At 63.4% G+C, this 25,572-nt stretch carries 24 protein-coding genes; 12 read left to right on the top strand and 12 right to left on the bottom strand.

Annotated features, from left to right (window positions below; genetic code table 11):
• Positions 1-82 precede the first annotated feature (82 nt).
• Entirely contained in the window at positions 83-874 is a 792-nt protein-coding gene (locus ONR57_RS06635) for an SDR family oxidoreductase (protein ID WP_265122311.1), read from the top strand.
• A 10-nt stretch (positions 875-884) separates the two neighbouring features.
• Positions 885-1,346: a hypothetical protein gene (locus ONR57_RS06630; RefSeq protein ID WP_265122310.1), complete on the top strand. Its 462-nt coding sequence runs from the start codon at positions 885-887 to the stop codon at positions 1,344-1,346.
• Here the strand turns inward: ONR57_RS06630 and ONR57_RS06625 are convergent.
• From ONR57_RS06625 to ONR57_RS06610, 4 genes are read right to left on the bottom strand one after another with little or no spacing between them, the layout of a single operon-like run.
• Complete coding sequence (locus tag ONR57_RS06625; protein ID WP_265122309.1) at positions 1,332-1,658, bottom strand: tRNA-binding protein; 327 nt, start codon at positions 1,656-1,658, stop codon at positions 1,332-1,334. The genes ONR57_RS06630 and ONR57_RS06625 overlap by 15 nt on opposite strands.
• Positions 1,655-2,686 (bottom strand): NUDIX hydrolase, encoded by a 1,032-nt coding sequence (locus tag ONR57_RS06620; RefSeq protein WP_265122308.1) that lies wholly within the window; start codon positions 2,684-2,686, stop codon positions 1,655-1,657. Before ONR57_RS06620 ends, ONR57_RS06625 begins: the two co-directional genes overlap by 4 nt.
• A 9-nt stretch (positions 2,687-2,695) precedes the next feature.
• Positions 2,696-4,477 (bottom strand): ABC transporter ATP-binding protein, encoded by a 1,782-nt coding sequence (locus ONR57_RS06615; RefSeq protein WP_265122307.1) that lies wholly within the window; start codon positions 4,475-4,477, stop codon positions 2,696-2,698.
• Positions 4,474-6,135, bottom strand: coding sequence for an ABC transporter ATP-binding protein (locus ONR57_RS06610; RefSeq protein ID WP_265122730.1), 1,662 nt, complete (start codon positions 6,133-6,135; stop codon positions 4,474-4,476). Before ONR57_RS06610 ends, ONR57_RS06615 begins: the two co-directional genes overlap by 4 nt.
• A 263-nt stretch (positions 6,136-6,398) precedes the next feature.
• Here ONR57_RS06610 and ONR57_RS06605 point away from each other — a divergent pair, with 263 nt between their 5' ends.
• Positions 6,399-6,791, top strand: coding sequence for a hypothetical protein (locus ONR57_RS06605; protein WP_265122306.1), 393 nt, complete (start codon positions 6,399-6,401; stop codon positions 6,789-6,791).
• A 45-nt stretch (positions 6,792-6,836) separates the two neighbouring features.
• Positions 6,837-10,385 (top strand): bifunctional RecB family nuclease/DEAD/DEAH box helicase, encoded by a 3,549-nt coding sequence (locus tag ONR57_RS06600; protein ID WP_265122305.1) that lies wholly within the window; start codon positions 6,837-6,839, stop codon positions 10,383-10,385.
• 7 nt (positions 10,386-10,392) lie between these two features.
• On the opposite strand, the gene ONR57_RS06595 is transcribed toward ONR57_RS06600, so the two are convergent.
• The 7 genes from ONR57_RS06595 to ONR57_RS06565 all read right to left on the bottom strand — a co-directional run bounded on the left by ONR57_RS06595 (position 10,393) and on the right by ONR57_RS06565 (position 16,868).
• Positions 10,393-10,950 (bottom strand): hypothetical protein, encoded by a 558-nt coding sequence (locus ONR57_RS06595; RefSeq protein ID WP_265122303.1) that lies wholly within the window; start codon positions 10,948-10,950, stop codon positions 10,393-10,395.
• Positions 10,951-11,119: 169 nt separating this feature from the next.
• Positions 11,120-11,677 (bottom strand): hypothetical protein, encoded by a 558-nt coding sequence (locus ONR57_RS06590; RefSeq protein ID WP_265122302.1) that lies wholly within the window; start codon positions 11,675-11,677, stop codon positions 11,120-11,122.
• A gap of 111 nt (positions 11,678-11,788) precedes the next feature.
• Positions 11,789-12,790: an L-histidine N(alpha)-methyltransferase gene (gene egtD, locus ONR57_RS06585; protein ID WP_265122301.1), complete on the bottom strand. Its 1,002-nt coding sequence runs from the start codon at positions 12,788-12,790 to the stop codon at positions 11,789-11,791.
• The gene (gene egtC, locus ONR57_RS06580) at positions 12,787-13,566 is read right to left on the bottom strand and encodes an ergothioneine biosynthesis protein EgtC (protein ID WP_265122300.1); all 780 of its coding nucleotides are present in this window, start codon (positions 13,564-13,566) and stop codon (positions 12,787-12,789) included. Before egtC ends, egtD begins: the two co-directional genes overlap by 4 nt.
• A gap of 2 nt (positions 13,567-13,568) precedes the next feature.
• On the bottom strand, positions 13,569-14,888 hold the full coding sequence (egtB, locus tag ONR57_RS06575; RefSeq protein WP_265122299.1) for an ergothioneine biosynthesis protein EgtB: 1,320 nt from the start codon (positions 14,886-14,888) through the stop codon (positions 13,569-13,571).
• A complete protein-coding gene (locus ONR57_RS06570) occupies positions 14,885-16,141 on the bottom strand; it encodes a glutamate-cysteine ligase family protein (protein ID WP_265122729.1) in 1,257 nt (418 codons plus the stop codon). The genes egtB and ONR57_RS06570 overlap by 4 nt, the downstream gene beginning before the upstream one ends.
• 46 nt (positions 16,142-16,187) lie before the next feature.
• Positions 16,188-16,868 carry a hypothetical protein gene (locus ONR57_RS06565; protein ID WP_265122297.1) on the bottom strand — a complete coding sequence of 227 codons (681 nt, stop codon included), beginning with the start codon at positions 16,866-16,868 and terminating at the stop codon, positions 16,188-16,190.
• A gap of 159 nt (positions 16,869-17,027) precedes the next feature.
• Here ONR57_RS06565 and ONR57_RS06560 point away from each other — a divergent pair, with 159 nt between their 5' ends.
• Positions 17,028-17,612, top strand: a complete 585-nt coding sequence (locus ONR57_RS06560) for an HhH-GPD-type base excision DNA repair protein (protein ID WP_265122296.1) — start codon at positions 17,028-17,030, stop codon at positions 17,610-17,612.
• Between the two features lie 148 nt (positions 17,613-17,760).
• Here ONR57_RS06560 and ONR57_RS06555 read toward each other — a convergent pair whose 3' ends face one another.
• The gene (locus ONR57_RS06555; protein ID WP_265122295.1) at positions 17,761-18,987 is read right to left on the bottom strand and encodes an alkane 1-monooxygenase; all 1,227 of its coding nucleotides are present in this window, start codon (positions 18,985-18,987) and stop codon (positions 17,761-17,763) included.
• A gap of 267 nt (positions 18,988-19,254) precedes the next feature.
• Between ONR57_RS06555 and ONR57_RS06550 the strand changes: the two genes are divergently transcribed.
• The 7 genes from ONR57_RS06550 to ONR57_RS06520 all read left to right on the top strand — a co-directional run bounded on the left by ONR57_RS06550 (position 19,255) and on the right by ONR57_RS06520 (position 25,391).
• On the top strand, positions 19,255-19,836 hold the full coding sequence (locus ONR57_RS06550; protein ID WP_265122294.1) for a hypothetical protein: 582 nt from the start codon (positions 19,255-19,257) through the stop codon (positions 19,834-19,836).
• Between the two features lie 7 nt (positions 19,837-19,843).
• On the top strand, positions 19,844-20,269 hold the full coding sequence (locus tag ONR57_RS06545) for a hypothetical protein (RefSeq protein WP_265122293.1): 426 nt from the start codon (positions 19,844-19,846) through the stop codon (positions 20,267-20,269).
• A 37-nt stretch (positions 20,270-20,306) separates the two neighbouring features.
• Positions 20,307-20,570 (top strand): hypothetical protein, encoded by a 264-nt coding sequence (locus tag ONR57_RS06540; protein ID WP_265122292.1) that lies wholly within the window; start codon positions 20,307-20,309, stop codon positions 20,568-20,570.
• 245 nt (positions 20,571-20,815) lie between these two features.
• On the top strand, positions 20,816-21,418 hold the full coding sequence (locus ONR57_RS06535; protein WP_265122291.1) for a polysaccharide deacetylase family protein: 603 nt from the start codon (positions 20,816-20,818) through the stop codon (positions 21,416-21,418).
• Complete coding sequence (locus ONR57_RS06530) at positions 21,418-23,715, top strand: heavy metal translocating P-type ATPase (RefSeq protein WP_374116405.1); 2,298 nt, start codon at positions 21,418-21,420, stop codon at positions 23,713-23,715. The genes ONR57_RS06535 and ONR57_RS06530 overlap by 1 nt, the downstream gene beginning before the upstream one ends.
• 37 nt (positions 23,716-23,752) lie before the next feature.
• On the top strand, positions 23,753-24,751 hold the full coding sequence (locus tag ONR57_RS06525) for a zinc-binding alcohol dehydrogenase family protein (RefSeq protein ID WP_265122289.1): 999 nt from the start codon (positions 23,753-23,755) through the stop codon (positions 24,749-24,751).
• Between the two features lie 10 nt (positions 24,752-24,761).
• Positions 24,762-25,391 carry a dienelactone hydrolase family protein gene (locus ONR57_RS06520; protein ID WP_374116404.1) on the top strand — a complete coding sequence of 210 codons (630 nt, stop codon included), beginning with the start codon at positions 24,762-24,764 and terminating at the stop codon, positions 25,389-25,391.
• Positions 25,392-25,572: the final 181 nt, after the last annotated feature.

Raw genomic sequence — 25,572 nt, 5'->3', positions numbered from 1 at the left:
CGCGGGCGCGCTCTTCGCAATGATCAGAAACCTGGGGTGCACATGCGACGATGATGCTGGCAAGAACGGGAAGAGGACTGGGATGTCTGTAACACGCCAGAGCGTGCTCATTACCGGTGCGGGCGCTGGTATTGGGCGGTCCACCGCGCTGCAGTTTGCCTCGCGGGGTTACCTCGTGTGCGCGACGGACGTCGATGCTGACGGGCTGCAGACCCTGGCGGCTGAAGCGCCGACGAATTCGACTGTCACCGCGCAGCTCGACGTGACCGACCCCGCGCAATGGGAAGCAGTGCTCGGCGAGTTCATGAAACGCACGAGCGGCCGTCTCGACGTCCTGATCAACAATGCCGGAATCCTGCGCGCCGGAAAGTTCGTTGACATTCCCCTTGAGGCGCAGGAGGCGATCATGCGTGTCAATGTCGACGGTGTGATGAACGGGTGCTACCGCTCCTACCCGTATCTCAAGGCGACACCCGGAGCTCAAGTGGTAAATGTGTGTTCGGCGTCCGCGATTTACGGACAGCCCGAGCTCGCGGCATATTCGGCCTCGAAGTTCGCTGTTCGTGCACTCACGGAGGCACTGGACATCGAATGGCGGCGCGACGGAATCAGAGTCTTCGCGGTATGGCCGCTTTTCGTGCGGACGGCGATGATCGAGGGCGAACGCACGGGTTCGATGGCCTCCCTGGGAGTCCATCTTACGGCGGACGATGTCGCGCGCCGGATCTTCGAAACGACACAGCCAGCGCGGTTTCCGTTCCCGAGGCCCACTCATATCCCTGTGGGCCGTCAGGCCTCCATGATGTTCAACACGGCGCAGTTGGCACCGCTGCGGGTGCTGCGCGCCGTGAATCGCCGGATCGCCCGGCAGTAGAGTTGACTGGGTGACTGACAGATTCCCTGTAGCGCGTTCCTCGACGGGGCGGCGGCCGGCCGGTCTCGACGACACGACTGTGGCTGCTTTGGGCCGGTTTTCTGAGGCGCTGGAGATGATCGAACGTGCCCGCGGCCACTTGTATTCGTTCCATCAGCTCATCGGAGGCGGTGACGCGAAGCTGTCTGAAGCCGCTGACATGCTGCGCGATGCGGGACATCACGACGTCGCGCAGCGCATCGAAGATGAGCTTATTGGCCTCAACGTGCTGCCCGGTCGCTGGACGTTTCAGATCGTCGAAGAGTTCGACGACGGCTACTGGTCGGCGTTCCGAGGTCTGGAGCGGGAGGCCCGTGAGAGTCTCGCCGACGGTATCCGGCACGTGTTCGAAGCGGAGATGAAAGAAGACCGGCGCACAAAGGGCCGTCCGGGGCACGAGCCGGGTCCGATGGAAGGCTTACGCGAGGAGTGACCCGTTTTCGGCGGGATGGTCAATTGATACGAGTGTGACCGATCCGTCACTGGTGTACACACCGACGGTCAGCACCTCGGACTTCACACCGGCCACACGTTTCGGCTCAAGGTTGCACACGCACACCACCTGACGCCCCACCAGCTCGCCGGGGGTATATCGCTCAGTGATTTGCGCGCTCGACGTCTTGATCCCGAGAGGTCCCAGATCTATACGGAGGACATACGCTGGGTTACGGGCTTTTGGGTTCGGTTCTGCCGCGCGGATCGTGCCTACTCGCAGTTCCAGCGTCCCCAGCTGCTGAAGTGTCATGGCCGTCCAGATTCTGTGTAGTGCGGGTCATTGCTAGTCAGGGCGCGCAGCGCGGATTCGATGCGGCGCGCGGTGAAGTCGGCGCATCGCGCGCGCACTTCGTCGAGCGTGCAGAACTCAGCGGTCCGCACTTCCTTCGCGTCGGCCACGATCGAGTCGACGATAGAGGCGGGCTGTGCGCCGCCATCGAACACCAGGCACAGCGCATCATCCCAGCCACCCCATGGCGGCAGCCAGTCCGTGAGCAAAAGGCGGCCTGCACCGAGTTGGATACCTAACTCTTCCTGGACTTCCCGTGTAACCGCAATATGCGGCGATTCACCAACCTCGACGACGCCACCAGGCAGGTCCCAGTCGCGCTTATAGGTCAACTGGCACAGCAGCACACGTTGCGCGTCGTCACGGACAAGAAGCTGTGAGATCGCACGCTTGCGGGGGAGGAAAGCATTGAGAATTTCGCGGAAGCCGCCAGGCTCACGCAGAGGCGGGTCGTCGGCGAGGCGCGCGAGAACAACAATGTCGCGCCATTCATCCCCGTGGCGCCGTCCTTTGCGGAGTACACCTTCACGCCGCAAACCCGTCCGTGTGGCAAGCCGGATCGAGCGCAGGTTTTCCTCGTCGACGCGTGCCTCGATCCGGGCGAAGCCGAGCTCGGTGAACGCATAGTCCGCGAGCAGGGCAAGGGCGCGCGTAGCGAGGCCGCGTCCGCGCTGGCCCGCGAACAACACCCAGTACAGTTCGCCGGTGTCTTCTGCGGTGCGTCGCACCTCCACGTAGCCGACGGGCATGCCGTCGTGTTCGACGACGAGACTCACGCCGCCGCGCGCGTCCCCGGAAGTCTGCCAGCGGCTCACGGCATCGTGGAGACCATCAGCGGTCATTCCGCCGGTCCACCGGCGGATCTCCTCGTCATGGCCGCGGGTGGCGGCTTCGAGGTCAGAGTCCCGCCACGGGCGCAGCGTAACGACACCGTCGGTGAGGACGGGCGGGGCGTGCGCGGCGGCGTTCTCGGTCGAACCTTCTCCCACGTGTGCAGCCTATCCAGTAACGCTCGACTTAGCCTCTGCCGGTTCGGCGTCGTGCCCGAGCCACGCGTGCCAAAGCGCCGCGTAGCGCCCCTCGCGGGCCACTAGTTCGTCATGTGTGCCCTCTTCGGCGATAGCGCCGTGGTCAAGCACGACGATCCGGTCAGCGTGCACTGCCTGGGTGAGGCGATGCGCGATGACGAGGCTAGTGCGGCCTTCGATGACGGCGCGTGCCGAGCTCTCGAGTTCTCGGGCCCCAGCGCTGCCCGCTTCGGCCGTTGCCTCATCGAGGACGACGATGCGGGGATCGGCGAGCACGACGCGGGCCAGCGCGAGTTGCTGTGCCTGCGCCGCGGTCAGCGGATGTCCGCCTTCTCCGACACGCGTGGTGATCCCGTCTGGCAGTGCTTCGGCCCACGGCAGTGCACCGACGGTCCGCAGCGCCGAGGTCACCTCATCGTGGGACGCACCGGGAACGGCGAGGCGTACGTCGTCGGCGAGCGTTCCGGCGAAAACGTGTACGTCTTGCGTGACTATCGCGATGTGCCCGCGCAGGTGCGGGCCAAACTCACTGATATCGATACCACCAGCGAGGACCCGGCCGCGGGATGGCGCAAGCGTTCCCGTCGCGATAGCAGCCAAAGTAGATTTACCGGCACCGGTGGCGCCCACGATGGCGACGTGTTCGCCGGGACGGATCCTGAGGGAGATATTCCGAAGCACCGGATGCACGCCGTCGTAGCTGTGGCTGATGCTGCAGAGTTCGAGACTGGCGTCCGCGGGATCGTGCGCCGCCGCTTCGGCATGAGGCTGCGGGAGTTGAACAACGCCGACGAGGCGAGCCAGGCTCGCTCCGGCGGACTGTATGTCGCTGAACGTCCACAGGAGCATCCCGATGGGGTTGAACAAGCGGTGGAAAAGCAATGCTGCAGCGGTGGTTTGCCCCACAGTCACGATGTCGCGGCTGACAAGTGCGAAACCGACAGCGAGCACCGACGCGAGTCCGACATACTCTGCCCGGTTGCCGCGCGCGGCGAAGCGAGTGAAGAGCCGGAATACGGTAATCGCAATGTCGCGCGCCCTGGCGGATGCGGTGTCGATCAGGAGCAGGCGCGGCTGCTCGTAACGGTACGCACGGATGGTTGCCGCAGCGTCGATGCTCGCCACGAGGGCTTGCGTCCGTTCACCCATCGCGACCCGTTCGGCCGCGTACATTGGCCCTGAACGCGGCAGGTAAAAGCGCAGTGCCAGTGCGTACATTGGCACTGCCAGCAGCCCGGCGAGGCCGAGTCGCCAGTCGAGGCCAACCATGGCGGCGATACTCAGAATCGTTGTGAGAAGTGCCGTCATCAGCATGGGAATGACGTTGGAGACCGCGCGGCTGATGACGGCGACATCGTCGCCGGCCCGAGCGAGTAGGTCCCCGCGGCCTGCGGCTTCGACTTGTTGGAGCGGGAGATGCAGCGCGCGGTTCACGAAGGTCTCACGGAGGTCGGCGAGCATGGATTCACCGATCCCGGCAATCATCCGGTAACTGACGCCGGTGAGGCATCCGGCGATGAGCGCTGAAGTAACCATGACCGCCGCGAGCACGCCGATGTCGCTGGCGGGTGCATTAGCCCGAACCCGGTCTACAAGGATGCCAAGCACCCAGATTGGGACGATGGTGGCACCAGCTGCCGCCGCGGAGACCACGATGGTGGTGCAGGTTGCGATCCAGCGCTGCCGAAGTTCTCGCAGCAGCCACTTTGCCGTGGCACCAGCGTCCCCGATCGGCAAAATCTGAGGTTTCACCGGGTCACCGCCTCACGGTATCGCGAATTCTGCTCTAGCAGCTGGGCGTGGGTGCCCTCCGCTGCCACCGCGCCGTCAGCAATGACGATGACGCGGTCGGCGGCACTGAGGAAGGCAGGGCTCGCTGTGATGGCGATGGTGGTGTGCTGACGGACCGGCTCGCTTGTCGGGCGGCTGCGCACATCTCGCACACCCCGCGCGATCGCATGATCGGTGACCGCGTCCACCCCTGTCGTCGCATCGTGCAGGACCAGGATCGGTGTCTGCGCGTAGAGAGCCCGCGCCAGCGCGACTCGCTGTCGTTGTCCGCCGGAGAGAGTGCCGCCCTTTTCGCCGATCTCGTGGTCAAGGCCGGCAGTGTGCAGAGCCGCGACGTCATCGGCGGCTGATGCGCGTAACGCTATGTCGAGGCGAGCTGCGGCGTCGCCCTTGGCGGTGCGTCCGAGGGTGATGTTCTCGCGCAGGGTGCCCGCAAACAGATCGGTGTGGTGCGGCTCCCACAGCAGGACTTCGCGCGCCGCGGTGGTCGTCAAGTCGCTCACCGGAACGCCCGAGATACGAACAACGCCCGAATAGTCACGCGGTGGCAGCTGGCCGGACAGAACGAGCGCGAGCGCATCACTGTCTGCCGGGTCGTACGCGTAGATGGCGGCGAATTCGCCGGGCACCGCAGTGAAAGTGGCCCCGCGCAGCGATCGGTAAGCGATGCTCTCGAGCTCCAGCTTCCCGGGATTGACGGTGTCATATTCAGGCACGGGCAGCAGGGGAGGGGCGGCCAGCACGCTCGCGAGCCGCTGCGCGGACCCGCGCGCACGCGCGAGGTGTCCGGGCAGGACGGCAAGGGTTGACAACGGCTCGAGAAGGAACTGTGCGAGCCCGGCGACGATGATGAGTTCACCCACCGTGAGCGCGCCGCTAAGCGCGAGCCAGCCCGCGGCTGCAGCAACGGACACAGCGAGCAATGCGCTGACGGTCATGCTCACACCGGTGTAGGCCCCGTGCGCAGTGGCGGCCCGCATTCGGGCTGCCAGTGCGCGGCGGCTGGCTTGGCGGTAACGCTGCGCCGCGGATTCCTCGCCGCCCACGCCGCGCAGCGGCCGCAGGCCACTTAGCAGGTCCGTCGCCATCGCCGCAGCGTGAGCGACTGTTTCTTGCTGGGCGTGAGATCGGTGTACGAGGCCGGGGGTGGCGGCCTGCAGTCCGAGCAAGATAAGCGGGGTTCCGATGAGCACCGCTACACCGAGGGGCAGGTGAATCGTCAGGAGTGCGGCCGCGATGAGGGTGACGGCAACGATCGCAGCGATACCGCGCGGTATTGCGTCAAGAATCTCCGCTTCGTTGTCCGCGTCCGACGTGGAGATGGTGATGAACTCACCAGACTTAAGGGGCGAATCCAGCCCGCGCGGGTCGAGGATACGACGGGCGACTTCGACACGCAGTGCGTGTGATTCACGCTGATATGCCACGCTCAATAGGCGTGCACCGAATCGCCAGGCGTAGGACAAAACGATGAAAAGCGCAGCTAACGCGGCCAGCGATACAGATAGCCGGGTGAAGTCAGCCGTGGCGATGGCGTAGTCGACGATGAGACCAATTGCGATGGGCACAGCGGTTTCTGCTGCCTGGTGGAGGCCCAGGAAGAGCGTGGCCCCGCTCATCCGGGCACGGTTGCGGTGCAATGTCCGGCGCAGGATTGCACCGCCAGTCTGGGGTGGCTGTTCAGGATCTGCCGTCACAGTTAAGTAAGTCAACCCTAATTTCGATCAGAATGCACATGCACGCGTATGAGGTGCTGGTTTTGTTACCGCAACGAACGGATTCGCCGTGATGGAGCTAACCTCTCAACACGGTTACAGCGTCTCCCACCTCCGCTTAGAATCAACCTAAAGTGGAGGGTTAAGCTGGAGGAGGTTGCGAGCACATGGCGCGCACTGACGACCCCGGCGTCCCCCGAAAACAGCGCAAACCGGCCACGGCAAATCGCGTGCACGTGTCCACAGCTCGCGACTTCCGCCGCAGCTACCGCGGACGATCGGCCGAGGAGCCGCTGCGCTTACACGCTGCAACGCGTGCCCTCGCGCAGATTCTCGCTCATGCTCGTAACCCGCAGCGCATCTCCGCGGCACAGCTCGGAGCGGTGGGTGCTGTCAGTGCCCTGATAATCGTCATACTGGCGGTGGCGCTGCTGTTCAGCCATCCATTCGGCGGTGCGATGCTCGGCCCAGTGCTGCCGAGTTCCGCATTCGCGGTTATCGCAATTCTCGGGATTGCGGCATATGCCATCATCAACCGCGACCCCTCAGGGAAAGGATGACGGTCAGCGCGAAAGACTGTCAGTGCGGTGACCTAGGCTAGTGGCGTGTTCCTCCTGCCAGGCGATTCGCGCGATGTCACCACGCAACCGGAAATCGTTTATAGCGCAACAGACCTCGCACTAGCAGCGGTAAGCGAGTTCGATTTCTTGCGAAGTCTCGACATGGCCCTCGGCCGCGTGTCAGCGCGAGGTGGCGAGCCGGACCCGCTGTTCGCGCGCACGGCAGCGCTCGGGGAAGCGCATGAACGGAAGATGCTGGATGAACTGACCGCGCAGTACGGTGCTGCGGTAGCCGCCCTGGCACGGCCGGTATTCGCGAAAGCAGCGCTGACAGCTGCGGCCGCCGACACGATCGAGGCGATCAGGGATGAGGCGCCGGTCATCTACCAGGGCACGTTCTTCGACGGCAGGTTTGCTGGGTTTTGCGATTTCCTTATCCGGGAAGACACCCCTCAAGGTCCGGCGTATGCGGTGTACGACACCAAGCTCGCCCGGCACGCGCGCGTGCCTGCCCTGCTGCAGCTCGCTGCCTACGCGGATCAACTGCTTCATGCCGGGATGAGAGTGTCCCCTGTCATGCACCTCGTCCTCGGTGACGGCACTGTCACGAATCACCGGCTCACCGACGTGCTGCCGGTTTACCGGCAGCGCAGAGCACGACTTGATGCCATTCTCGATGTGCACCTCGGCGAGCCCGGGCCCGTCGCGTGGGGAGACTCGCGCTACACCGCGGACGTGCGCAGTGAACTCGCCGCCGCCGACATCGCTCGCACCCGCGACGTCATCCTTGTCGCGGGGCTCACGACCGTGCAGCGCGCCCGCCTCAATCGGGCTGGCATTACGACGATCGACCAGTTGGCTGGGCTCAGCGGCCACCGGAAGGGAATCCCTGGAATTTCGCCTGACGCGCTCGATCGGCTGTGCGCACAAGCGGCGGCCCAGGTCGAGGAAGAGCGCACGGGCGTGCCGTACTTCGCCCTCCACAACGCCAGTGCACTGCGCGAACTGCCCGAGCCCAGTGCGGGGGACATATTCTTTGACTTCGAGGGTGATCCGCTCTGGGCCGAAGACGGCTCCGCGGACTGGGGGCTGGAGTACCTGTTCGGGATCGTCGAAGCACCCGACGCAGCTATTGACCATGACTCCGGTGTGGCGACGCGCTTCCGGGCCTTCTGGGCACACGACCGGGCGCAAGAGAAGCGCGCGTTGCGGCACTTTCTCGATTACGTCGTCGAGCGCCGCGACCGGTATCCGGAGATGCACGTGTATCACTACGCTCCATACGAAAAGACAGCCCTGCGGAGGCTTGTCGGGCGGCATGGCGTCGGTGAAGCCGAACTAGACACGCTGTTGCGCGCGAACGTGTTCGTCGATCTCTACCCGCTGGTTCGCAAGTCGATCAGGATCGGGAAGCCCTCGTACAGCATCAAGAAGCTGGAACCGCTGTATATGGGTGCGCATTTGCGGGGCGGTGACGTCACGACCGCCGGTGACTCGATCGCGGAATATGCGCGTTATTGCGAGCTCGTGTCCGACGGGGGCATCGATGCGGCCAACACCGTCCTCGCATCGATCGAGGACTATAACCGATACGACTGCGACTCCACGCTGCATTTGCGGAATTGGCTCGCAAGGCAAGCACGCCAGCATGGAGTCCCGCTTGTCCCCTCAGCAGCAGACGCCGAGGAACTCGCAGCTGATTTCGACACGTCACCACTGGAGGAGTCACTGCTCGAGGTCGCCGGAGAGGCGCCACGCACCCACCGCTCCGGTGAACAACAGGCGGCAGCGATGACCGCCGCGGCGATGAACTACCACTGGCGTGAAGATAAACCATTCTGGTGGGGGCACTTTGATCGCCTCAGCGCCTCTGAAGCCGACCTCGCAGAGTCGTCGGAGGCGCTCGTGTTCGACTCTTGTGAGGTGCTCACGGAGTGGACGAAGGGACCGAAACAGCGGATACTGCGCCGGTACCTCCGTGTGAGTGGGGAGGCGCCCAACGGTGCCACGCTGCGCGACGGTGGCGACGCATTTGCCCTATACGACACACCATGCCCGGACAGTGCCAGGCAGCCCGTACCAGGGGCACGCGGCTACCGGTCGGTGAAAATTCTCAGCGCCGAGCGATGCTACGAGTTAGGTCTCCCGGTAGCAGACGACTGCTTCATTCTTGAAGAGTCGTGCCCTAAAGAGTGTGAGCCGTACGCCGCGAAGCCGGTCGCGCTGACGCCGGGGGCGCCGCCGCCCGCTGCGGTGCTGAAAGACGCAGTCGAGCGGTTCGCGCACTCGTTCGCTACGGACTGGCCGAAGCTTCCCAGCACCGCTGCAGTCGACGTGCTGTTGCGCCAACCGCCACGCATTCAGGCAAGCAGTCCGGCGCAGGGCCTCACGCCCGTCGCACACAATGACGCTGCGGCGGCGATTATCACGTCAGTGCTCGACCTTGACCATTCGTATCTCGCCGTGCAGGGACCGCCAGGCACCGGGAAGACATACACCGGTTCGAGAGTAATTAGCGACCTTGTGCTGAAGCACCACTGGAAAGTGGGAGTGGTCGCGCAGTCACACTCGGTTGTCGAGAACATGCTCGACGGGATCGTCGAAGCTGGGGTGTCCGGAGAACGCGTCTTCAAACCGGACAACAAGCTCGGATCGAAGCAGTGGACCACGCTGGGGAACGGCAAAGCACTCGCTGCTGCACTGAACTCCGCGGCCAGTGGTGCTGTCATCGGTGGGACTGCGTGGACGTTCGCGAATCCGAACTATGTGCCGGAGGGTGCGCTGGATCTGCTCGTCATCGACGAGGCGGGCCAGTTCTGCCTCGCAAACACGCTTGCTGTTGCGGGGGCCGCACGAAATCTGCTGCTGCTCGGTGACCCCCAGCAACTGCCGCAGGTTAGTCAGGGGACGCATCCCGAGCCGATCGACGAGTCTGCCCTTGGCTGGCTTATCGGTGACCACGGCACGATTCCCCCGGAGTATGGCTACTTTCTCGAGCGGACCTTCCGCATGCATCCCGAACTGTGCCGCGCCGTCTCTGCGCTCTCGTACGAAGGCCGCCTGATGAGCGAGGAGGCGGTAACCCGCGCTCGCAGCCTCGAGGGCGTGACACCCGGGGTCACGACCATTATGGTTGATCATCGCGGGAACTCGACGTCGTCGATCGAGGAAGCCTTCACGATCCGTGACGAGATCGCGAAGCTGCTCGGTACGCCGTGGCAGCCGCAGCCCGACGCCGCTGCACGGCCGCTCGGCACCCGCGACATCATTGTTGTCGCCCCGTACAACGCGCAGGTGAATACGCTCCGCGCGGTGCTTCGGGAGTCAGGCTTCGGGGACGTGATGGCCGGAACAGTCGACAAGTTCCAGGGCCGTCAAGCCGCGGTGGCCATCGTGTCGATGACGGCGTCCGCACTCGAAGATGTACCGAGAGGAATGGCATTCCTCCTCAACCGCAATCGGCTCAACGTGGCCATTTCACGAGGCCAGTGGCTGGCTGTGATTGTGCGGTCACCGGCACTCACGGACTTCATGCCCGCAACGCCCGAGGGTCTCGAAGAGCTCGGTGCTTTCCTCACCGTGTGCGAGGGCTAGCTGTCATTCAGTGCCAGAAGTGCGCCACGTCGATCACGACGCGGCTGTACTCACCTGGGCCCTCAAGCGTGAATACGCGGTACGGAAGGTGTGCGCGAACTCCGATCCCTAGTGTTGTTTGACCCTCGAAGGATCCGGCCCACGCGACTTGGCGCAGTGTCTGATACCCCTCGGGGTTGACGAGTTCGGCATCATGCGCGGGTTGGTAGGTACGGTTCCCTTGATGATCGTACGCGGGAGCCTGGACAGAGAACTGGATGTATGCGTCACCGCGCAGCGGAACCGGGAAGCCGGACCCCTCTTGTCGCACCGTGTCGACGTAGTCAGCGTGATATCCAGCCACCGGGCCGGCAATATCCACAACGATGCGGTCAAAACACCAGTGCTGGCCGGAGCGCACACCCTGGACAGTGCCAGTGGACAAGTTCATTTCAGACTTCGTTTGCGAACCCCACGTGATGCCGCAGTACGGCGGCGGTTCCGCGGTCGCCGTCGATACCGGTGCGACAGTTAATGCGCCAGCTAATGCTGCTGATCCCAGGGCCGCTGAAAGTTTCTTTTTCATCACACACCTCCAAAATCGCTGCGATGCGGCCTAACCCAATGGTAGGGGCAGCGACCCGGAAGTTGGCGGATCCTTATGGGACCGTTATGTCCGCTTCAATTATGTAATGAGCAGTTTTGATATGCGCGTTAAATATCCTGCATATCGCGGTATTGCTGCCGATTACGGGTCAGTGCCAGAAGTGTGCCACGTCAATCACTACACGGCTGTGCGCACCAGGGCCGTCCAGGGTGAATACCCGGAAAGGCAGTCGTGCGCGTACACCAACGCCGAATGTGGTCTGGCCCTCGAAAGACCCGGCCCAGGCCACTTGCCGGAGCGTTTGGTAACCGTGTACGTTGACGAGTTCATTCCGGTTCGCCGGACGATATGTCAGCTGCCCTGCGGAGTCATACGCTGGCGCGCGCACAACAAACTCGATGTAAGCGCCGCCACGCAGTGGTACTGCTTGCCCGGAGCCGTCGTGCCGGACGGTACCGGTATAGGTCGCGTGATACCCCGCTACTTTTCCTGCAATATCAACGACGAGACGGTCGAAACAACCGTGCTGTCCAGACCGCACGTTAACGACCGGGGCTGCCGACATGGTTACGTTTGACTTCGTGAGCGAGCCCCACGTGATTCCGCAGTATGGAGGCGGGGCTGCGATCGCCGTGGACGCAGGGAACACGGTCAGCGCAAGTGCCACGATAAGGGAACCGAGGCAGGCCGAGAGCTTCTTTTTCATCACACACCAACCAAAATGCTGTAGTCCGACCCACCTCAATGGTATAGGCGGCTTTTGGTGGCGTGAATAATCCTTATGTGACCGTGATCTTTTTGACCTCTGATTGTGTCTTTAGGGCACTATACGGTCGGCGCGAGCGAGGAGAAGTGCGAACCGCTCATCTGCATCAAGCCAGTGCGCCACCTCCTCGAAACCGGCCGATTTAAGCTCACCTCGAAAAGCGCCGAGCTCGAACTTCGCCGAAATCTCAGTCCGGACTTCTTCTCCCGCGTTCAGCGAAATTGTGAGTTCAGCACGCGGTATCACTATTCTCAAAGCCTGCTGGGCGCGTAATCGCATCTCGATCCACGAGTTGTCCGCATCCCACGCGGCGACGTGCGTGAAATGCTGAACCGGGAAATTCGCACCTAGCTCGCGGTTAAGGACATGAAGTACATTCTTGTTGAATTCAGCCGTAACGCCAGCAGCATCATCATACGCTGCCAGCATGGTGGCTTCATCCGTGACGAGCCCGATGCCGATCAGTAAGTGTTCACCCGGTCCCAGTTTTTCCCGCATTGCAGCGAAAAAGTTCCTGCGCTCCGCAGGCACCAAATTGCCGATAGTGCCGCCGAGAAATGCCAAAAGGGTGTCCGGGTAATGCGGCATTGATCGCAGGCCCTCGCGGAAGTTTCCGGCCGAGAAGTCACTCACGACGCCGTGAATATCGAGGCCTGGGTAGCGATCCGCTAGCGCAGTCATTCCGCCGAGCAGCGCGGATTCTGAAACATCTTGTGCCACATACGTTGTCAAATTTGACTGTGCCGTTAGTGCTTCAATGAGCACCTGCGTTTTTTCTGATGATCCCGAACCGAGCTCCGCGAGCGTCCGCGCCTGGGTGATGCGCGCAATTTCCGGGGCACAGGTGCGGAGAAGATGCCGTTCGGTGCGGGTGGGGTAGTACTCAGGCAGCTCGGTAATCGCGTCGAACAGCACGCTGCCGCGCTCGTCGTAAAACCACTTCGGCGGCAGCCACCGCGGCCGGGCCGACAAACCGCCGCGCACATCTGCGATAAGCGACGACTCGCGGTCGATGGGGTCAACGTGCATGTCGATTCGGTGCGGTGTGGTCATGCGGCCTTCCACTCGTCAACAGATGCGATGCGGGCCTTGCCCGGTACCGCGATAACAACATGTCCGTCGGGTACTGACTGCCATTCCGCTGCAGCACAAAGCGGTTCGCTTGCCACCAGCACGCTCTCCGGGGTCACGGAAATGGCCAGTGAATGAACACAGGTGGTTGCGACAACGGACTCTCCATTGCTCGCAAGGAAGTTCAGCCGGGAACCTGGTGCGGCTCGTTGCGTTCGCACCATCACGTCCGCGAGGACCGCCACGGCGGCCTCGGCGGTAGTCGTCGCTGCAATCTCTCGGCGTATGAGTGCCCACAAGACGGCGGAATCGGTTGGCGCCTCTAGTGTCATCAAATCAACCACTGGCAATGCCTGCGCCTGCTCAGCAAGGCTGCCTGGCCAGCCGGCGACGTACCCGTTGTGACTGAACGCCCACTCGCGGTAGAGGAATGGTGCGCAGGCAGTCTCGATGACCGGCATGCCTTCGGTAGCACTTCGGACCGCCGCCACAATCGCGCCGGAGGTGATCGCGCCGAGCGCGTCGAGCCCGGCCGTATCGGCCCAGATGGGTTTTGCCGACCGGTACCGCGCGGGCAGCGCACTGTTTGCAGCAGCAGGCCCATCCCACCACGCCGCCCCGTAACCGTCCGCGTTGGCCACACCACCGCCGCGCATGTCGCGCGGCTGGTACGACTGGTGAACCAGAGAGTGCTCACCAGTTGTCAGGAGGTCGCGCACCCGTACGGGCGGCCCGATGTACGCAAGGTGACGACACATAGTCAGGTGGCTTCTTCCGCCGGAACGTCACGCGCCAGCCGGAAGCCGGCAAAAATTTGCCGCCGAATGGGGTAGTCCCAATTGCGGAAGGTGCCCCGGATCGCGACTGCGTCCGTTCCAAAAGACCCGCCACGCAACACGCGGTGGGCGGCGCCGAAGAAGACCTCCGAATACTCCGCGTAGGGAAAATGCGCGAACCCTGGGTATCCCCGGAAGTGCGACGACGTCCACTCCCACATATCACCGATCAAGTGATGCACCCCGAGCGGTGACGCCCCCGCTGGGTACGCGCCAACCGGCGCGGGCTGCAGGTGGCGCTGGCCAAGGTTCGCGTGATGCGCGGCCGGCTCTTCATCCCCCCACGGGTAACGGCGCGACCGACCGCTCGCTGGATCCCAGCGTGCGGCCTTCTCCCACTCTGATTCGGTCGGCAGCCGCTTGCCCGCCCAGCGGGCGAACGCCTCAGCCTCGTGAAACGACACGTGCACGACGGGCTCCGCAGCGGGCACCGGCTCGATGAGGCCGAAACGGCGCCGCCACCAGCTGCCATCGCTGTCTCTTCGCCAGAACAGGGGAGCGCTGAGCATGCTCGCATTCCGGTGCGCCCATCCTTCGCGGGACCACAGTTCTTGTCGTGCGTATCCGTCATCGTCGATGAAAGCCATGTACTGGTCGTTGGTAACCGGTGCCCGGTCGATCGCGAACGCAGCCACGTCGACGAAGTGTGCGGGCCGCTCATTGTCGAGCGCCCACGCGTCGGTACTCGTCCCCATCTCGAAAAGTCCCCCGGGGATGACGACTTCACCAGAAACCCTGCGCGCGCTCGGCGGCGGCGCGGGTGCATGCAAGACGGGTGCGCCACGCCGCAACTGATGGGTTGCGAGCATCGTTTCATCGTGTTGCTGTTCATGCTGCGCGATCATCCCGAACGCGAATCCGTTCGCGCTGAGCCGTGGTCCGGACAGCGGATCGCGGTCAAGGACGTCGAAGGCTTTGTCGCGCACGGTCTGCGTGTATGCCCGCGCCTCAGCGGGGCTCAGGAGGGGCAATTGGGGACGGCTCGCGCGCGGGTGCTGGAAGGCGTCGTAAAGGTCGTCGATGTCGTTTCTGACCGGCTCGCGCCCACCGAGGTCGCGTACCAGCCAAAGTTCTTCCTGGTTACCTATGTGCGCGAGGTCCCACACCAGCGGGCTCATCAGCGGGGAGTGCTGCGTGCACAGTTCATCGTCACCGACGGCGTCCGTCAATGCTAGTGTGCGGGCGCGGGCGCGATCGAGCACCGATGCGATCGTTGATCGCAGTGCCGAATGGTCGTCGCTCATAGTCCTCCTCGCTGGCGCGGCCGCGCGGCCGCGACCTGTGTATCGCTGCGGCTTCGAATAGTGCAGAGGTATGACTCGATCGCCGTGCGGAGGATGGGCTCGGGCGCACTCGCCGCCGCGAATTCGAGCAGCGCGGTAGCGGCGGCCGCGAGTTTCGGGTGCTGCATGCCCAGACGCGCCGCCTCGAGCCACAAATCGGCGGTTTCAGCGGCGAGGTCACGACTGGTGTCCACGGTCCGCGAATCGTGCGCGAGCGTCGTGACGACGGCAACCGCGGCCCGCCAGTGGTCTGCCGGCTGCTGATCGAGGTAACGCACCTCGAAGTAACCTCGTGGGCGCACTGGTGGGAAAAGCGTTGACAGGTGATACAGCACGTCGTCGCGTGCCGGATAGCGCTGTGGCAATACGTGCGGCGCGGTCATCTGGCCGGCACCGGCGGCGATCCACTCGGCGAGGGTGAGGCCGGCCGGCGCGTCCCAGCAACTGCCGGGGCGGCGGATGCACAGCAGCGGGACGGTCAGCGCCCACTCGGCATAGTCTCGCAACGGATTTTGCGAGCGTGGCGGCAAGGTCCGCTGGGGGTCCAGTGTGAACCAGGCGCGCATGCGCTGGGATTCCCAGCGTCCAGGTGGGCCACCCGCGATCGCCGGTGAGGCCGCAAACGCAGCGAGTAATGCGGGCCCGGCTTCGTTCAGCATCAACCAGCGCCGTAAAGCCTCGCTGGGCGACGATCCTGCGGAAACACAGACCTGTACCGCCGCGGTGTTATTCATCATCACGCGGCCCGCGGGACCATTCCGGTCAAACACGTTTTCCATGGCGCGGTAGCGCGGCGCGTCCAGCACCCGGACGGGCGGCCGGGTAGTGTCCGCGGCGGCGCTGATGAGGTCAATGGATTCGCGCGCGAGGCACGAACGCACAACGGCAGTGTCCGCGCTGAGCGCCTCCGTGAGCGCTCGTGCGCTGGAAAACGGTGCGCTCGACAATTCGACCTGTCCGCCAGGCTCGATGGTGAGCACTGAGCCCGACGGTAACGGTGCGGAGCGCCCATCATGCTGGGGCGCGTACTGCCCCAAGGACCGGCTCAAGTCAGCCACGGCTACCCGGTCCGCCCCACAACCGCGGCGGACGACGAGCCATTCAAGCTCGGCACCGACCGTCATGTCGTCGGCAACGGCTACAGTGTGCTCGCATATCAGCTGGATCGCCTCATCGTGGCTGCGAATCCAGAGCTCCGGTGAACCGGGGTGCATCACGCCACAACGCTACCGGCGAGGCGTGATCTTCGCCCGGCTTTGGCTAGTCGTCGATGCGCTCGAAGGTTTCGCTGTCACTAGACCAGCGGTAGTACTCAGTCCAAATCTGACCCGCTGCCTCGGCGTTTTCCGGCAGGTCGTGATCAAGCATCGCAACCGCGATGTCACCATGCCAGGTCATGAAATCAATCGGCCGCTGCGTCCATATGCCCGGGTTCACAACCGCTCCGAGCGGACTGAGCACCATGGCGTCGTCCCCGGCGCTGGAGTCGGCATCTTCAGTAAAGGCGACAAGCGCGCCGGTGTAGTGCGAGTCGCGCGGGCCGCAATCAATAAGGACAAGTGCGTCGTCACGTCCGTCACCGTTGACATCGGCGTATTCGACAACGCCGTCGAACGCGAACCGGTACACCTGATTGCCGGCCTCGGCCTTCCCGTCGTCAAAGGTGACGGTTTCCTCCTCCGGGCAACCGTTGAGAGCTGGCACAGTGAGCGTGGCGTTGAGCCAGTCCACAGCGCGCACACCGCTCGCCTGCTCGTCGTCATTCTCGGTGAGGGCATCTTCCGAGTCGTCGTCGTGCGCGGGCAACTGCTCCGTGGTCTCACTGGCGTCCGGCGCCGGGGTTTGCGGTTGCGCGGCTGCGGTCGCGGCGCCGAACGCAAGAATGGCGCTAGCAGAACTGACAGTTGCTATGACGCTTCGAGTCCAATTGTGACGGCGCATGACTCACCTCGTGTTGGCGTTTCCACTGAACGACGCCGAAGCTACGGAAGTCTGCAGCGGACTCCGCAGCGCCACGGCGCGGATTTGCCAAACCGTGTTCAGGCTGAAACGGTACCGATGCCTGACAGGGTAGTCGTGTTTCGTGGCAAACTAGCGGGCATGGTGCAGCTCAGACTGGTTGGGGACCCAGACGCCGACGAACTGTTGTCGAACGATCCGCTCGCGGCTTTGCTCGGCATGTTGCTTGACCAGCAGATCGCTATGGAGGTGGCGTTCGCCGGGCCGAAGAAGATTGCTGACCGGGCTGGATCGCTCGACGCTCACGCCCTCGCATCCATGGATCCAGAGCAGTTCGCCGCCCTATGCGCTCAGCCGCCAGCTGTCCACAGGTTCCCGGGTGCGATGGCGAAACGCATCCAGGCGCTGTGCCAGTTCATCGAAGACAACTATGACGGCAAGGCGGACGCTATCTGGAAAGCGGGGAATCCAGATGGCAGGGAGATCCTCAAGCGACTGAAAGCTCTGCCCGGATACGGTGACCAGAAAGCGCGCATCTTTCTCGCGCTGCTCGGCAAGCAGTATGGGATCGACGCGCAGGGCTGGCGCGAGGCGGCCGGTGAATACGGCGAAGAGGGCTCGCACCGGTCAATCGCGGATGTCACCGACGAAAAGACGCTCCTGCAGGTTCGAGAATTCAAGCGCTCAATGAAGGCGGCTAAGAAGGTAGCGGCGAAGGACGCCTGAGCAGTGCATTACCGCTCCAGCAAATCAGCCAGCTGTGCGGTAGTTTGTGGCCCCTCCTGAGTTGTCGCTCGTGGGTGGGCAGGCGCAAATAGTGTTTCTCGGAACAAGAGTGCCTGGGCTTATGGCCCGGGCACTCTCCGTCAACGCGTCAGTCTTGTTCCGCGGCTCCGTATTTAGCGAGAATCTTCTCTCGTTTCGACGGCTGAATGTTGGCCTTGGTCACGTCGCCCTCGTAATGCGCGAGTACGCGTTTATCCATGACGCGCCGCCAGATCGGTGGGATGTAGGCAAGCACGATCATGCTGGCGTACCCGCTCGGCAGGTTCGGTGCGCCGTCCCAGCTGCGAAGAATCTGGTAGCGACGGGTCGGGTAGGCGTGGTGGTCACTGTGCCGCTGCAGATGGTAAAGGAACACGTTCGTGCACATGTGATCGCTGTTCCACGAATGTTGCGGGCTGCAGCGTTCGTAACGGCCGCTCGGCAGTTTCTGGCGGCGCAGGCCGTAATGCTCGAGATAATTCACCACCTCGAGCAGCGAGAAGCCCAGAACTGCCTGCAGAATCAGGTACGGCAGAAGCTCCCACCCGAAAAGCGCAAGTACTGCACCGAACAGCACGACGGACATCAGCCAGGCATTCAGCACATCGTTCTTGATGGTCCAGGGCGATTTGCCCATGCGCTCTAAGCGGCTCTTTTCGAGGTGCCAGGCAGATTTCAGGCTGCCCCAAACGGTGCGCGGCCAAAACGCCCAGAAGGTCTCGCCCAGTCGGGAGCTTGCGGGGTCTTCCGGCGTTGCCACGCGAACGTGGTGCCCACGGTTGTGCTCGACGTAGAAATGTCCGTAGAACGTCTGAGCGAGCGTGATCTTGGACAGCCAGCGTTCCAGGTTCTCCTTCTTGTGCCCAAGTTCGTGCGCGGTATTGATACCGATGCCGCCAACAAAGGAAATACTGATGGCGAGCCCGATCTTGTCTACCAGTGCGAGCCCGTCGGGGAAACCGAGCCAGGTGAGATCGTGCGCAGTGATCAGGTAGCAAGCAAGGAAGAACGTGATGTACTGCAGCGGGATGTAAGCGAAGAGAATGTACCGGTAGTACTTGTCTTTCTCTAGGCGCTCCATCCACTCATCCGGCGGATTCGAACCGTCGGGTCCCAGGAGCAGGTCGATCGTTGGGATGATGATGTAAACAAGGATCGGCCCACCCCAGAACAGCACATGCGATATGGGCGTGAGGCCGAGGTCGTTGAAAACGCGCACCAGCCCGATTACGACGAGCATGATCGCCGGGACGAACATCCCCAACAACCACCAGTAGCGCTTCTTGTCGCGCCACTCGGTGACGGGTACGTCCGGTTGTACTTCTGTTGACGACACCGTTGTCCTCTCCAGTGAAGACGGTGGCACGCTGACACACCAGCGTGTCATGTATACAACGCTGACGATAGCCCGCGTGCCGTCAGTGCGCATCACAACACAGGCAGTATGTCTAGGAAATTTTCGCGGACCCGGTCTGAGTCAAGGCCGACTTGCTTAGTCGAGGCTTTGGGCATTTAGTCCCTTTAACCGGTGCCCTTCGCCAGTCGATGCCGTGCCCTCCCGGGAGAAGACTCAGTCTTAGCACGGCTGGCTGGGAGGTTTACGATGCACGGAAGTGGTCTTCACGTACTGCAGTCCCGGATATTTTCCCGTGGTAACCCGCTGGTGCGTCCGATCGACCGGATCGAAGCCCGGTGCATCCCTGTGTTGGTGCTCATCGCGCTTGTCACACTGCCAGTCGCGCTCACAGTGGGTTCTTCCATGGGGCACTCGCAGCTGCGAATTGCCGAGCTGCAGCAGCAGAGCCGAGTGCAAGTCACCGCGATTACGGAGGAGGCCGCGCCGCCCGCAACCGCGGTAGCCCGCGGGTTCGAACCGGTTGTGCCGCCACGCGTCCCCGCGACGTGGGTGACGCCTTGGGGCACGGAGGCGTCCGGCCTGGTAGACGTGCCGTCAGGCACTCCTGTGGGAAGCCGGGTATCAATTTGGCTCGACGACGCAACTGGTGCCGTGGTGCCCCGGCCGATGGACGCCACACAAGCTGTGAACACCGGCGTGATCACTGGCCTGACGTTCTGGCTGATCTCTCTCGCGGCGGTTTTCGGGATATACGCGCTCATCCACGGTCTCGCGAATAGGCGGCGATTCGCGCAGTGGGAGCAGGAACTCAAAGCTGCAATCGGATAGGCGGTGCATGATGTCCGCAACTTCGCAGACCGCGCTGACGGCTCGCCACCTCATGAACAATCGGATCGTCGGTGTGCCCGCCCACCTGCCGGTAACGGCGGCACTCGAATTGATGTCCTACTTTGGTGTTTCGGAAGCACCGATCATGATGGAGCGCCGTTGCATCGGGTTGCTTGTGGCGCCAGTCAGCAGTGAAGACCCGGTCGACTCGAGTGCTACTGCCGGTGAGTGCTGCAGTCACGGTCTGTGCTACGTCGACGCGGATGCCGACGCGATGGCCGTGGACCGCGCATTCGCAGAGTCCGCGTCCGGTGCGGTGCTGGTTCAGGATCACGGCTGCCTGGTTGGAGTGATCAAACTGAGTGCTGTTCGGCCGATCCTCGATCGTCACTGCGGGCGTGCATTCAGCGAGAGGTTCCGGGGAGCCGCATGAACATAGACAAGGTCGTGCAACGGTGATTGGAGCTGAAATGAGTGCAAAGAAAACGTTGCGACGTGCAATGGCCGCCGGAGTACTCGGCGGTGTGACTCTCGTATTTGCCGCGGGAGTAGCAGGAGCGAGTGCGCATCACGATATGCACATGGCCTGTGAGCACCCACGCGGGACGATCCAGCACGAAGTGCACCAGTTCCTGCATAGCGATGATGCTGTAGCCCAGCAGGTTCACCGTGTTCTGCATGACAATCCTGAAGCACATAAAATAGTGCATTCGCTTCTGTGCGGTGAGATGTGAGGAAGCCGAAGTCGCCTCTCGTCAGACTGGCAGCTGTTACCTCTTGCATGTTGCTGGTTGGGGCATGTGCCAGTAGAGAAGAGGCTAACGAGCCTCCATTCGCTGGCACGGCCCCGCCAACGACACCTGCAGAAACGGGGCCGCCGCCAGCAACAAGCCCACTGGCGCCCCCGGCCTCGTTCCCCCAGCCTGCGCCGCCTGCTCCCGCTTTCCCTGCCCGCTACATCGGCTCTGATATCGAGGTGATGCCGACGGACAGGCGCGTCGTGGCGCTCACATTTGACGCGGGCGCGAGTGGGGCCGGACTGCAGCGAATACTGGACGTGCTGGCGGCGGAAAATGTCCGCGCAACGTTCTTTCCAACCGGAGCGTTCGCGGCGGCGAATCCGGCTGGGATAGCGAGCATCTCAAACCAGGGCCACCGACTCGGCAACCATTCGCAGACGCATCCGTACTTCACGTCGCTGAGCGATACCCAGATCCGAGCGGAGATCGCGACTGCCGAGCAGTCCATAGCATCCGCGGGTGGCAACCCGAAGCCCTTCTTCCGGTTTCCCTTCGGCGATCGTGATGCGCGCAGTATCGCAGCGGTAAACGGCGCTGGATATCTGGCGGTTCGCTGGACGGTGGACACTCTCGGCTGGCAGGGCACCAGCGGTGGCAGAAGTATCCAGACAGTCGTGGACCGCGTGCAAACAACGGCGCAGCCGGGGCAAATCGTGCTGATGCACGTCGGCGCGCACCCATCCGATGGGTCGACACTGGATGCTGACGCGCTGCCCCAGATCATCACGTGGTTGCGCGGCCAGGGGTATGGCTTCGTGACATTGGACGAACTGCTTTGGTGATGGCGTTGCGCAGGCTCCGGAACCCACAGACGTTGCTGCTTATTTCGGTGATCGCCGCGCTCACCGGTGGCGGAGTGGCGCGGCTGTTCAGCACGGTCGCGTCGGACGCGCTTTGGGCCGGGGGGATCGTCATCGTTTTGCTGCCCGCAGCATGGTGGGTGTTCCAGGATTTTCGGCGGCACAAGTACGGTGCGGACCTCCTCGCGGTGCTCGCTCTTGCGTCAACACTTCTGGTTGGCGAATTGCTGGCGGGCGCAGTCATCGGTCTTATGGTGGCGACGGGCCGTTTGCTGGAAGGTTTCGCGTCCCGGCGCGCCGCGAAGGACTTGACTGCCTTGTTGGATCGTGCACCGCGCCACGCGCACCGGGTGACGGCCGCAGGGACCGAGACTGTCGAGGTGGACGCGATCAGGCCTGGTGACGAGGTCGTCGTGCGTTCTGGAGAGATCGTTCCCGTTGACGGCGTCCTCTGTGAGAACGCTGTGCTGGACGAGTCCGCCCTCACCGGCGAAGCCCTTCTGGTCACCCGGGAGCGTGGAAGCGCGGTGCGCAGCGGCGTGGTGAACGGCGGGGGCGCGGTGCGGATGTCCGTGACATCGCGGGCAGCTGACAGCACCTACGCCGGAATCGTGCATCTCGCGCAGCAGGCAGCTGCCGAGTCAGCGCCCATTGCGCGGATCGCCGACCACGTCGCCCAGTGGTTCCTCCCGGTGGCGGTCGCTATCGCTTTGGGTGCGTGGCTCCTCAGTGGCGATCCCGTCCGCGGCGTCGCGGTGCTCGTCACCGCCACACCGTGCCCGTTGATCCTGGCAGTGCCCATTGCGATCACGGGAGGCCTATCGCGCGCGTCGAGCGCTGGGGTGGTCGTCAAAGATGGTGCCGCACTCGAGTCGCTCGGGCGGGTTCGGACTCTCGTCATGGACAAAACTGGAACGGTCACAACCGGCCAGCCGAGCGTTGCGGCAGTGGTAACCGCGCCAGAGCATAATCCGCAATCTGTACTTGCTGAGGCGGCGTCAGTCGAGCAGTACTCGTCCCACGTTACGGCCGAAGCGATCGTTCGAGCGGCACGCAAGAGCGGTGCCGCCCTGATGCCCGCCAAACAAGTACGAGAATCACATGGCTCCTATGCCGAAGGGTATGTCGACGGCACGCGGATACGCGTGGGGCAGCTGCACGTCGAGACTGCTCCCGATTGGGCCCGCGGCGTGGCACTCCGCGCCCGGCTCGACCTCGCTTCGGTGGTGTGGGTCGAGGCCGACGACGTTCTCGCCGGTGCATTGCTCATGACAGACCGGATACGGCCGGACGCGAATCGGACGATGCTCCGGCTCGCTTCCGCTGGAATCGGTCGCACGGTGCTGTTGACGGGGGACAAGCTTGAGAACGCCGCGGAAACCGCCGCGCTCATCGGGGTGACTGATGTTGCCGCTGACGCGAGCCCAGCTGCGAAGATTCGGCGTGTACAGGACGAGTGCCGCCGGGCGCCAACCGCGATGGTCGGTGATGGCATCAACGACGCCCCCGCCCTCGCGGCTGCAGACGTGGGAGTGGCGCTCGGTTCGCGTGGCTCGACAGCGGCGGTGCAGGCTGCGGACGCCGTTATCGTCGACGACCGAATCGACCGCCTAGCCGACGCGGTCGAGATTGCTCGCGGCAGCCGCCGTCTCGCCGTGCAGAGCGCCATGATCGGCATGTCTCTTTCACTCATTGCCATGGGATTCGCGGCGGCAGGACTGCTTGTGCCGCTGGCTGGGGCAATCGTGCAGGAAGGGATCGATGTCGCTGTGATCCTCAATTCGCTCCGGATCGTTTTGCGTAAACGTACGCGGCTTGCCCGTCCGGTAAGCGGGCTGCTTGAGCGTTTTGCGAAGGAACACGACGAACTGTCCCAGGCGCGTTCCGCTGTACGGCACGCTGCGGCGGCACTTAGCGAGAGCGGAAGGGCAGCCGCTGCGTATGTTGCGGTCTGCGCTGCGTACGAAGCGTTGCAGCGGGAGATACTCCCTCATGAGGCAGCAGAGGAGAAGGAGCTTTACCCCGCATTGAACGCGCTCTGGAATACCCGCGAGGTGACGCTGACCATGAGCCGTGAGCACGCGGAGATCGAGCGGCTGACACGCCGATTGGGCCGGCATCTCAGCGAATCCACTGGTTGTATCGCAGCTGAACAAATCGAAGATTTGCGGGCGACGCTCTACGGTCTTGACGCGATCCTTACGCTGCACTTCGCTCAAGAGGAGGAAGCGTACTTCAGTTTGGCTGAGGACAGCGGACACAAGCCGGGCGCAGGCTGAGTGCGCGTACCCGATGGGGGAGTTAAGGAGCAGCGCTATGCGCAGGTGGCGAGTTACTGAACCCGGACCGATAACCGGCAGTCCTCTGCGGCTCACCGAGGAGCAGCGCCCCCAACCTGCGGAGAACGAGCTACTTGTTCGTGTTTTGGCATGCGGAGTGTGCCGAACGGATCTGCACGTTGTCGAGGGAGACCTGGCAGTGCACCGTCCACACGTCACGCCGGGACATGAGGTTGTGGGTGAGGTCGCGTCGGCTGGTGGCGCGGTGACGGGCTTCGATGTGGGTGAGCGAGTCGGGATCGCCTGGCTGCGTCACACGTGCGGAGCCTGCAAGTATTGCGCACGCGACGCCGAGAATCTCTGCACCGCGTCCCGCTATACGGGCTGGGATAGCGATGGGGGATATGCAGAGTACGCGACTGTGCCCGCGGACTACGCGCTGAGATTGCCACGTGGCTACTCGGACACTGAACTCGCCCCGCTGTTGTGCGCGGGAATTATTGGCTACCACGCGCTGCTGCGCGCGGAGGTACCTGCTGGTGGTGTGCTCGGGATCTACGGCTTCGGAGGCAGTGCTCACTTGACAGCCCAGGTCGCCCTCGCCAGAGGGTGCAGAGTGCATGTCATGACGCGCGGGGCGGATGCGCGGCACCTTGCGCTTGAACTTGGCGCCGCGTCTGCGCAAGGTGCGGCCGACGCGCCCCCTGAGCCGCTGGATTCGGCAATTCTCTTCGCACCCGCGGGGGAACTCGTGTTGCCCGCACTCGAAGCGCTAGACGCGGGCGGAACGCTCGCGCTCGCAGGTATCCACCTGACCGATGTTCCCGTTCTCAACTATCAGCGTCATTTGTTCAGGGAAAGGCAGGTGCGGAGCGTGACATCCAATACGCGGGGGCAAGCTCGTGAGTTTCTGGAATTCGCGGGTAGTCACCGACTTGAGGTGTCGAGCCACGTGTATCGGCTGAGCGGCGCGCATGATGCGCTGCGCGATCTCGCAGCGGGGCGCTTCAGCGGCGCCGCGGTGCTCGTTCCCTAGTGAGGATGCGATGACCATGCCACATGTGGACAGTGTCAACATCAGGCTCGGCTCGGTGGAACTCACGGGTGACCTGGTGAAACCTGCCGGTTCGGCGGGGCCTGTCGTTTTCGCTCATGGCAGCGGCAGCAGCCGGATGAGTCCGCGCAACCGTTACGTCGCGGACGTTCTGCATCAGGCCGGTCTGGGCACGCTGCTGTTCGACTTGCTGACACCTTCTGAGGAAGGCGACAGGCGGCTCGTCTTTGATATCGGTCTGCTGGGGGAACGATTACTTGGTGCCACCAGTTGGTTGCGTGACCAGTGGAAACCAGCGGACGTGGCGCTGGGTCTCTTTGGCGCGAGCACTGGGGCGGCCGCCGCGTTGTACGCGGCCGCACGGACCAGGGTTTCAGCGGTGGTGTCACGTGGCGGCCGTCCCGACCTCGCGGTTGACGCAGCGCGCGTAACGGCGCCAACGCTGCTTATCGTGGGTGAACGCGACCATGACGTTCTCGAGTTGAACCGCGCGGTTCTCACCACGATGACGTGCGAAAAGCTGCTGGTGACGATTCCGGGCGCCACGCATTTGTTCGAGGAACCGGGAACGCTCGGCGCGGCTGCTGACGCCGCGCGTGACTGGTTTGTTCGACATTTGTAGTGATGCACACCACACCCGCTGCAGGTTTGAGACGCGAACTTATGTGAGAAACGCCGTCGCGGATATTTACAACGCTCATTGTCTCCATCTAATGTGAGCTAGTCGCGCGTATGCATCGTCGCATACGTACCGGATCACGTCGCTCGGCACACAGGAGTGTCAGCATCCAGGCTGGTCCGGG

The organism is Hoyosella sp. YIM 151337 (assembly GCF_026041215.1).
Taxonomy (GTDB): domain Bacteria; phylum Actinomycetota; class Actinomycetes; order Mycobacteriales; family Mycobacteriaceae; genus Hoyosella.
The sequence above is the reverse complement of the archived record's forward strand: the minus strand, read 5'-3'. Positions and strand labels throughout refer to the sequence as shown.

Coding starts and splice junctions, on each gene's coding strand:
- ONR57_RS06635 (WP_265122311.1), top strand. CDS start 83: ATGTCTGTAACACGCCAGAGCGTGCTCATTACCGGTGCGGGCGCTGGT.
- ONR57_RS06625 (WP_265122309.1), bottom strand. CDS start 1,658: ATGACACTTCAGCAGCTGGGGACGCTGGAACTGCGAGTAGGCACGATC.
- ONR57_RS06610 (WP_265122730.1), bottom strand. CDS start 6,135: ATGAGCGGGGCCACGCTCTTCCTGGGCCTCCACCAGGCAGCAGAAACC.
- ONR57_RS06605 (WP_265122306.1), top strand. CDS start 6,399: ATGGCGCGCACTGACGACCCCGGCGTCCCCCGAAAACAGCGCAAACCG.
- ONR57_RS06595 (WP_265122303.1), bottom strand. CDS start 10,950: ATGAAAAAGAAACTTTCAGCGGCCCTGGGATCAGCAGCATTAGCTGGC.
- ONR57_RS06590 (WP_265122302.1), bottom strand. CDS start 11,677: ATGAAAAAGAAGCTCTCGGCCTGCCTCGGTTCCCTTATCGTGGCACTT.
- egtD (WP_265122301.1), bottom strand. CDS start 12,790: ATGACCACACCGCACCGAATCGACATGCACGTTGACCCCATCGACCGC.
- egtC (WP_265122300.1), bottom strand. CDS start 13,566: ATGTGTCGTCACCTTGCGTACATCGGGCCGCCCGTACGGGTGCGCGAC.
- egtB (WP_265122299.1), bottom strand. CDS start 14,888: ATGAGCGACGACCATTCGGCACTGCGATCAACGATCGCATCGGTGCTC.
- ONR57_RS06570 (WP_265122729.1), bottom strand. CDS start 16,141: ATGCACCCCGGTTCACCGGAGCTCTGGATTCGCAGCCACGATGAGGCG.
- ONR57_RS06565 (WP_265122297.1), bottom strand. CDS start 16,868: ATGCGCCGTCACAATTGGACTCGAAGCGTCATAGCAACTGTCAGTTCT.
- ONR57_RS06560 (WP_265122296.1), top strand. CDS start 17,028: ATGGTGCAGCTCAGACTGGTTGGGGACCCAGACGCCGACGAACTGTTG.
- ONR57_RS06550 (WP_265122294.1), top strand. CDS start 19,255: ATGCACGGAAGTGGTCTTCACGTACTGCAGTCCCGGATATTTTCCCGT.
- ONR57_RS06545 (WP_265122293.1), top strand. CDS start 19,844: ATGATGTCCGCAACTTCGCAGACCGCGCTGACGGCTCGCCACCTCATG.
- ONR57_RS06540 (WP_265122292.1), top strand. CDS start 20,307: ATGAGTGCAAAGAAAACGTTGCGACGTGCAATGGCCGCCGGAGTACTC.
- ONR57_RS06535 (WP_265122291.1), top strand. CDS start 20,816: ATGCCGACGGACAGGCGCGTCGTGGCGCTCACATTTGACGCGGGCGCG.
- ONR57_RS06530 (WP_374116405.1), top strand. CDS start 21,418: ATGGCGTTGCGCAGGCTCCGGAACCCACAGACGTTGCTGCTTATTTCG.
- ONR57_RS06525 (WP_265122289.1), top strand. CDS start 23,753: ATGCGCAGGTGGCGAGTTACTGAACCCGGACCGATAACCGGCAGTCCT.
- ONR57_RS06520 (WP_374116404.1), top strand. CDS start 24,762: ATGACCATGCCACATGTGGACAGTGTCAACATCAGGCTCGGCTCGGTG.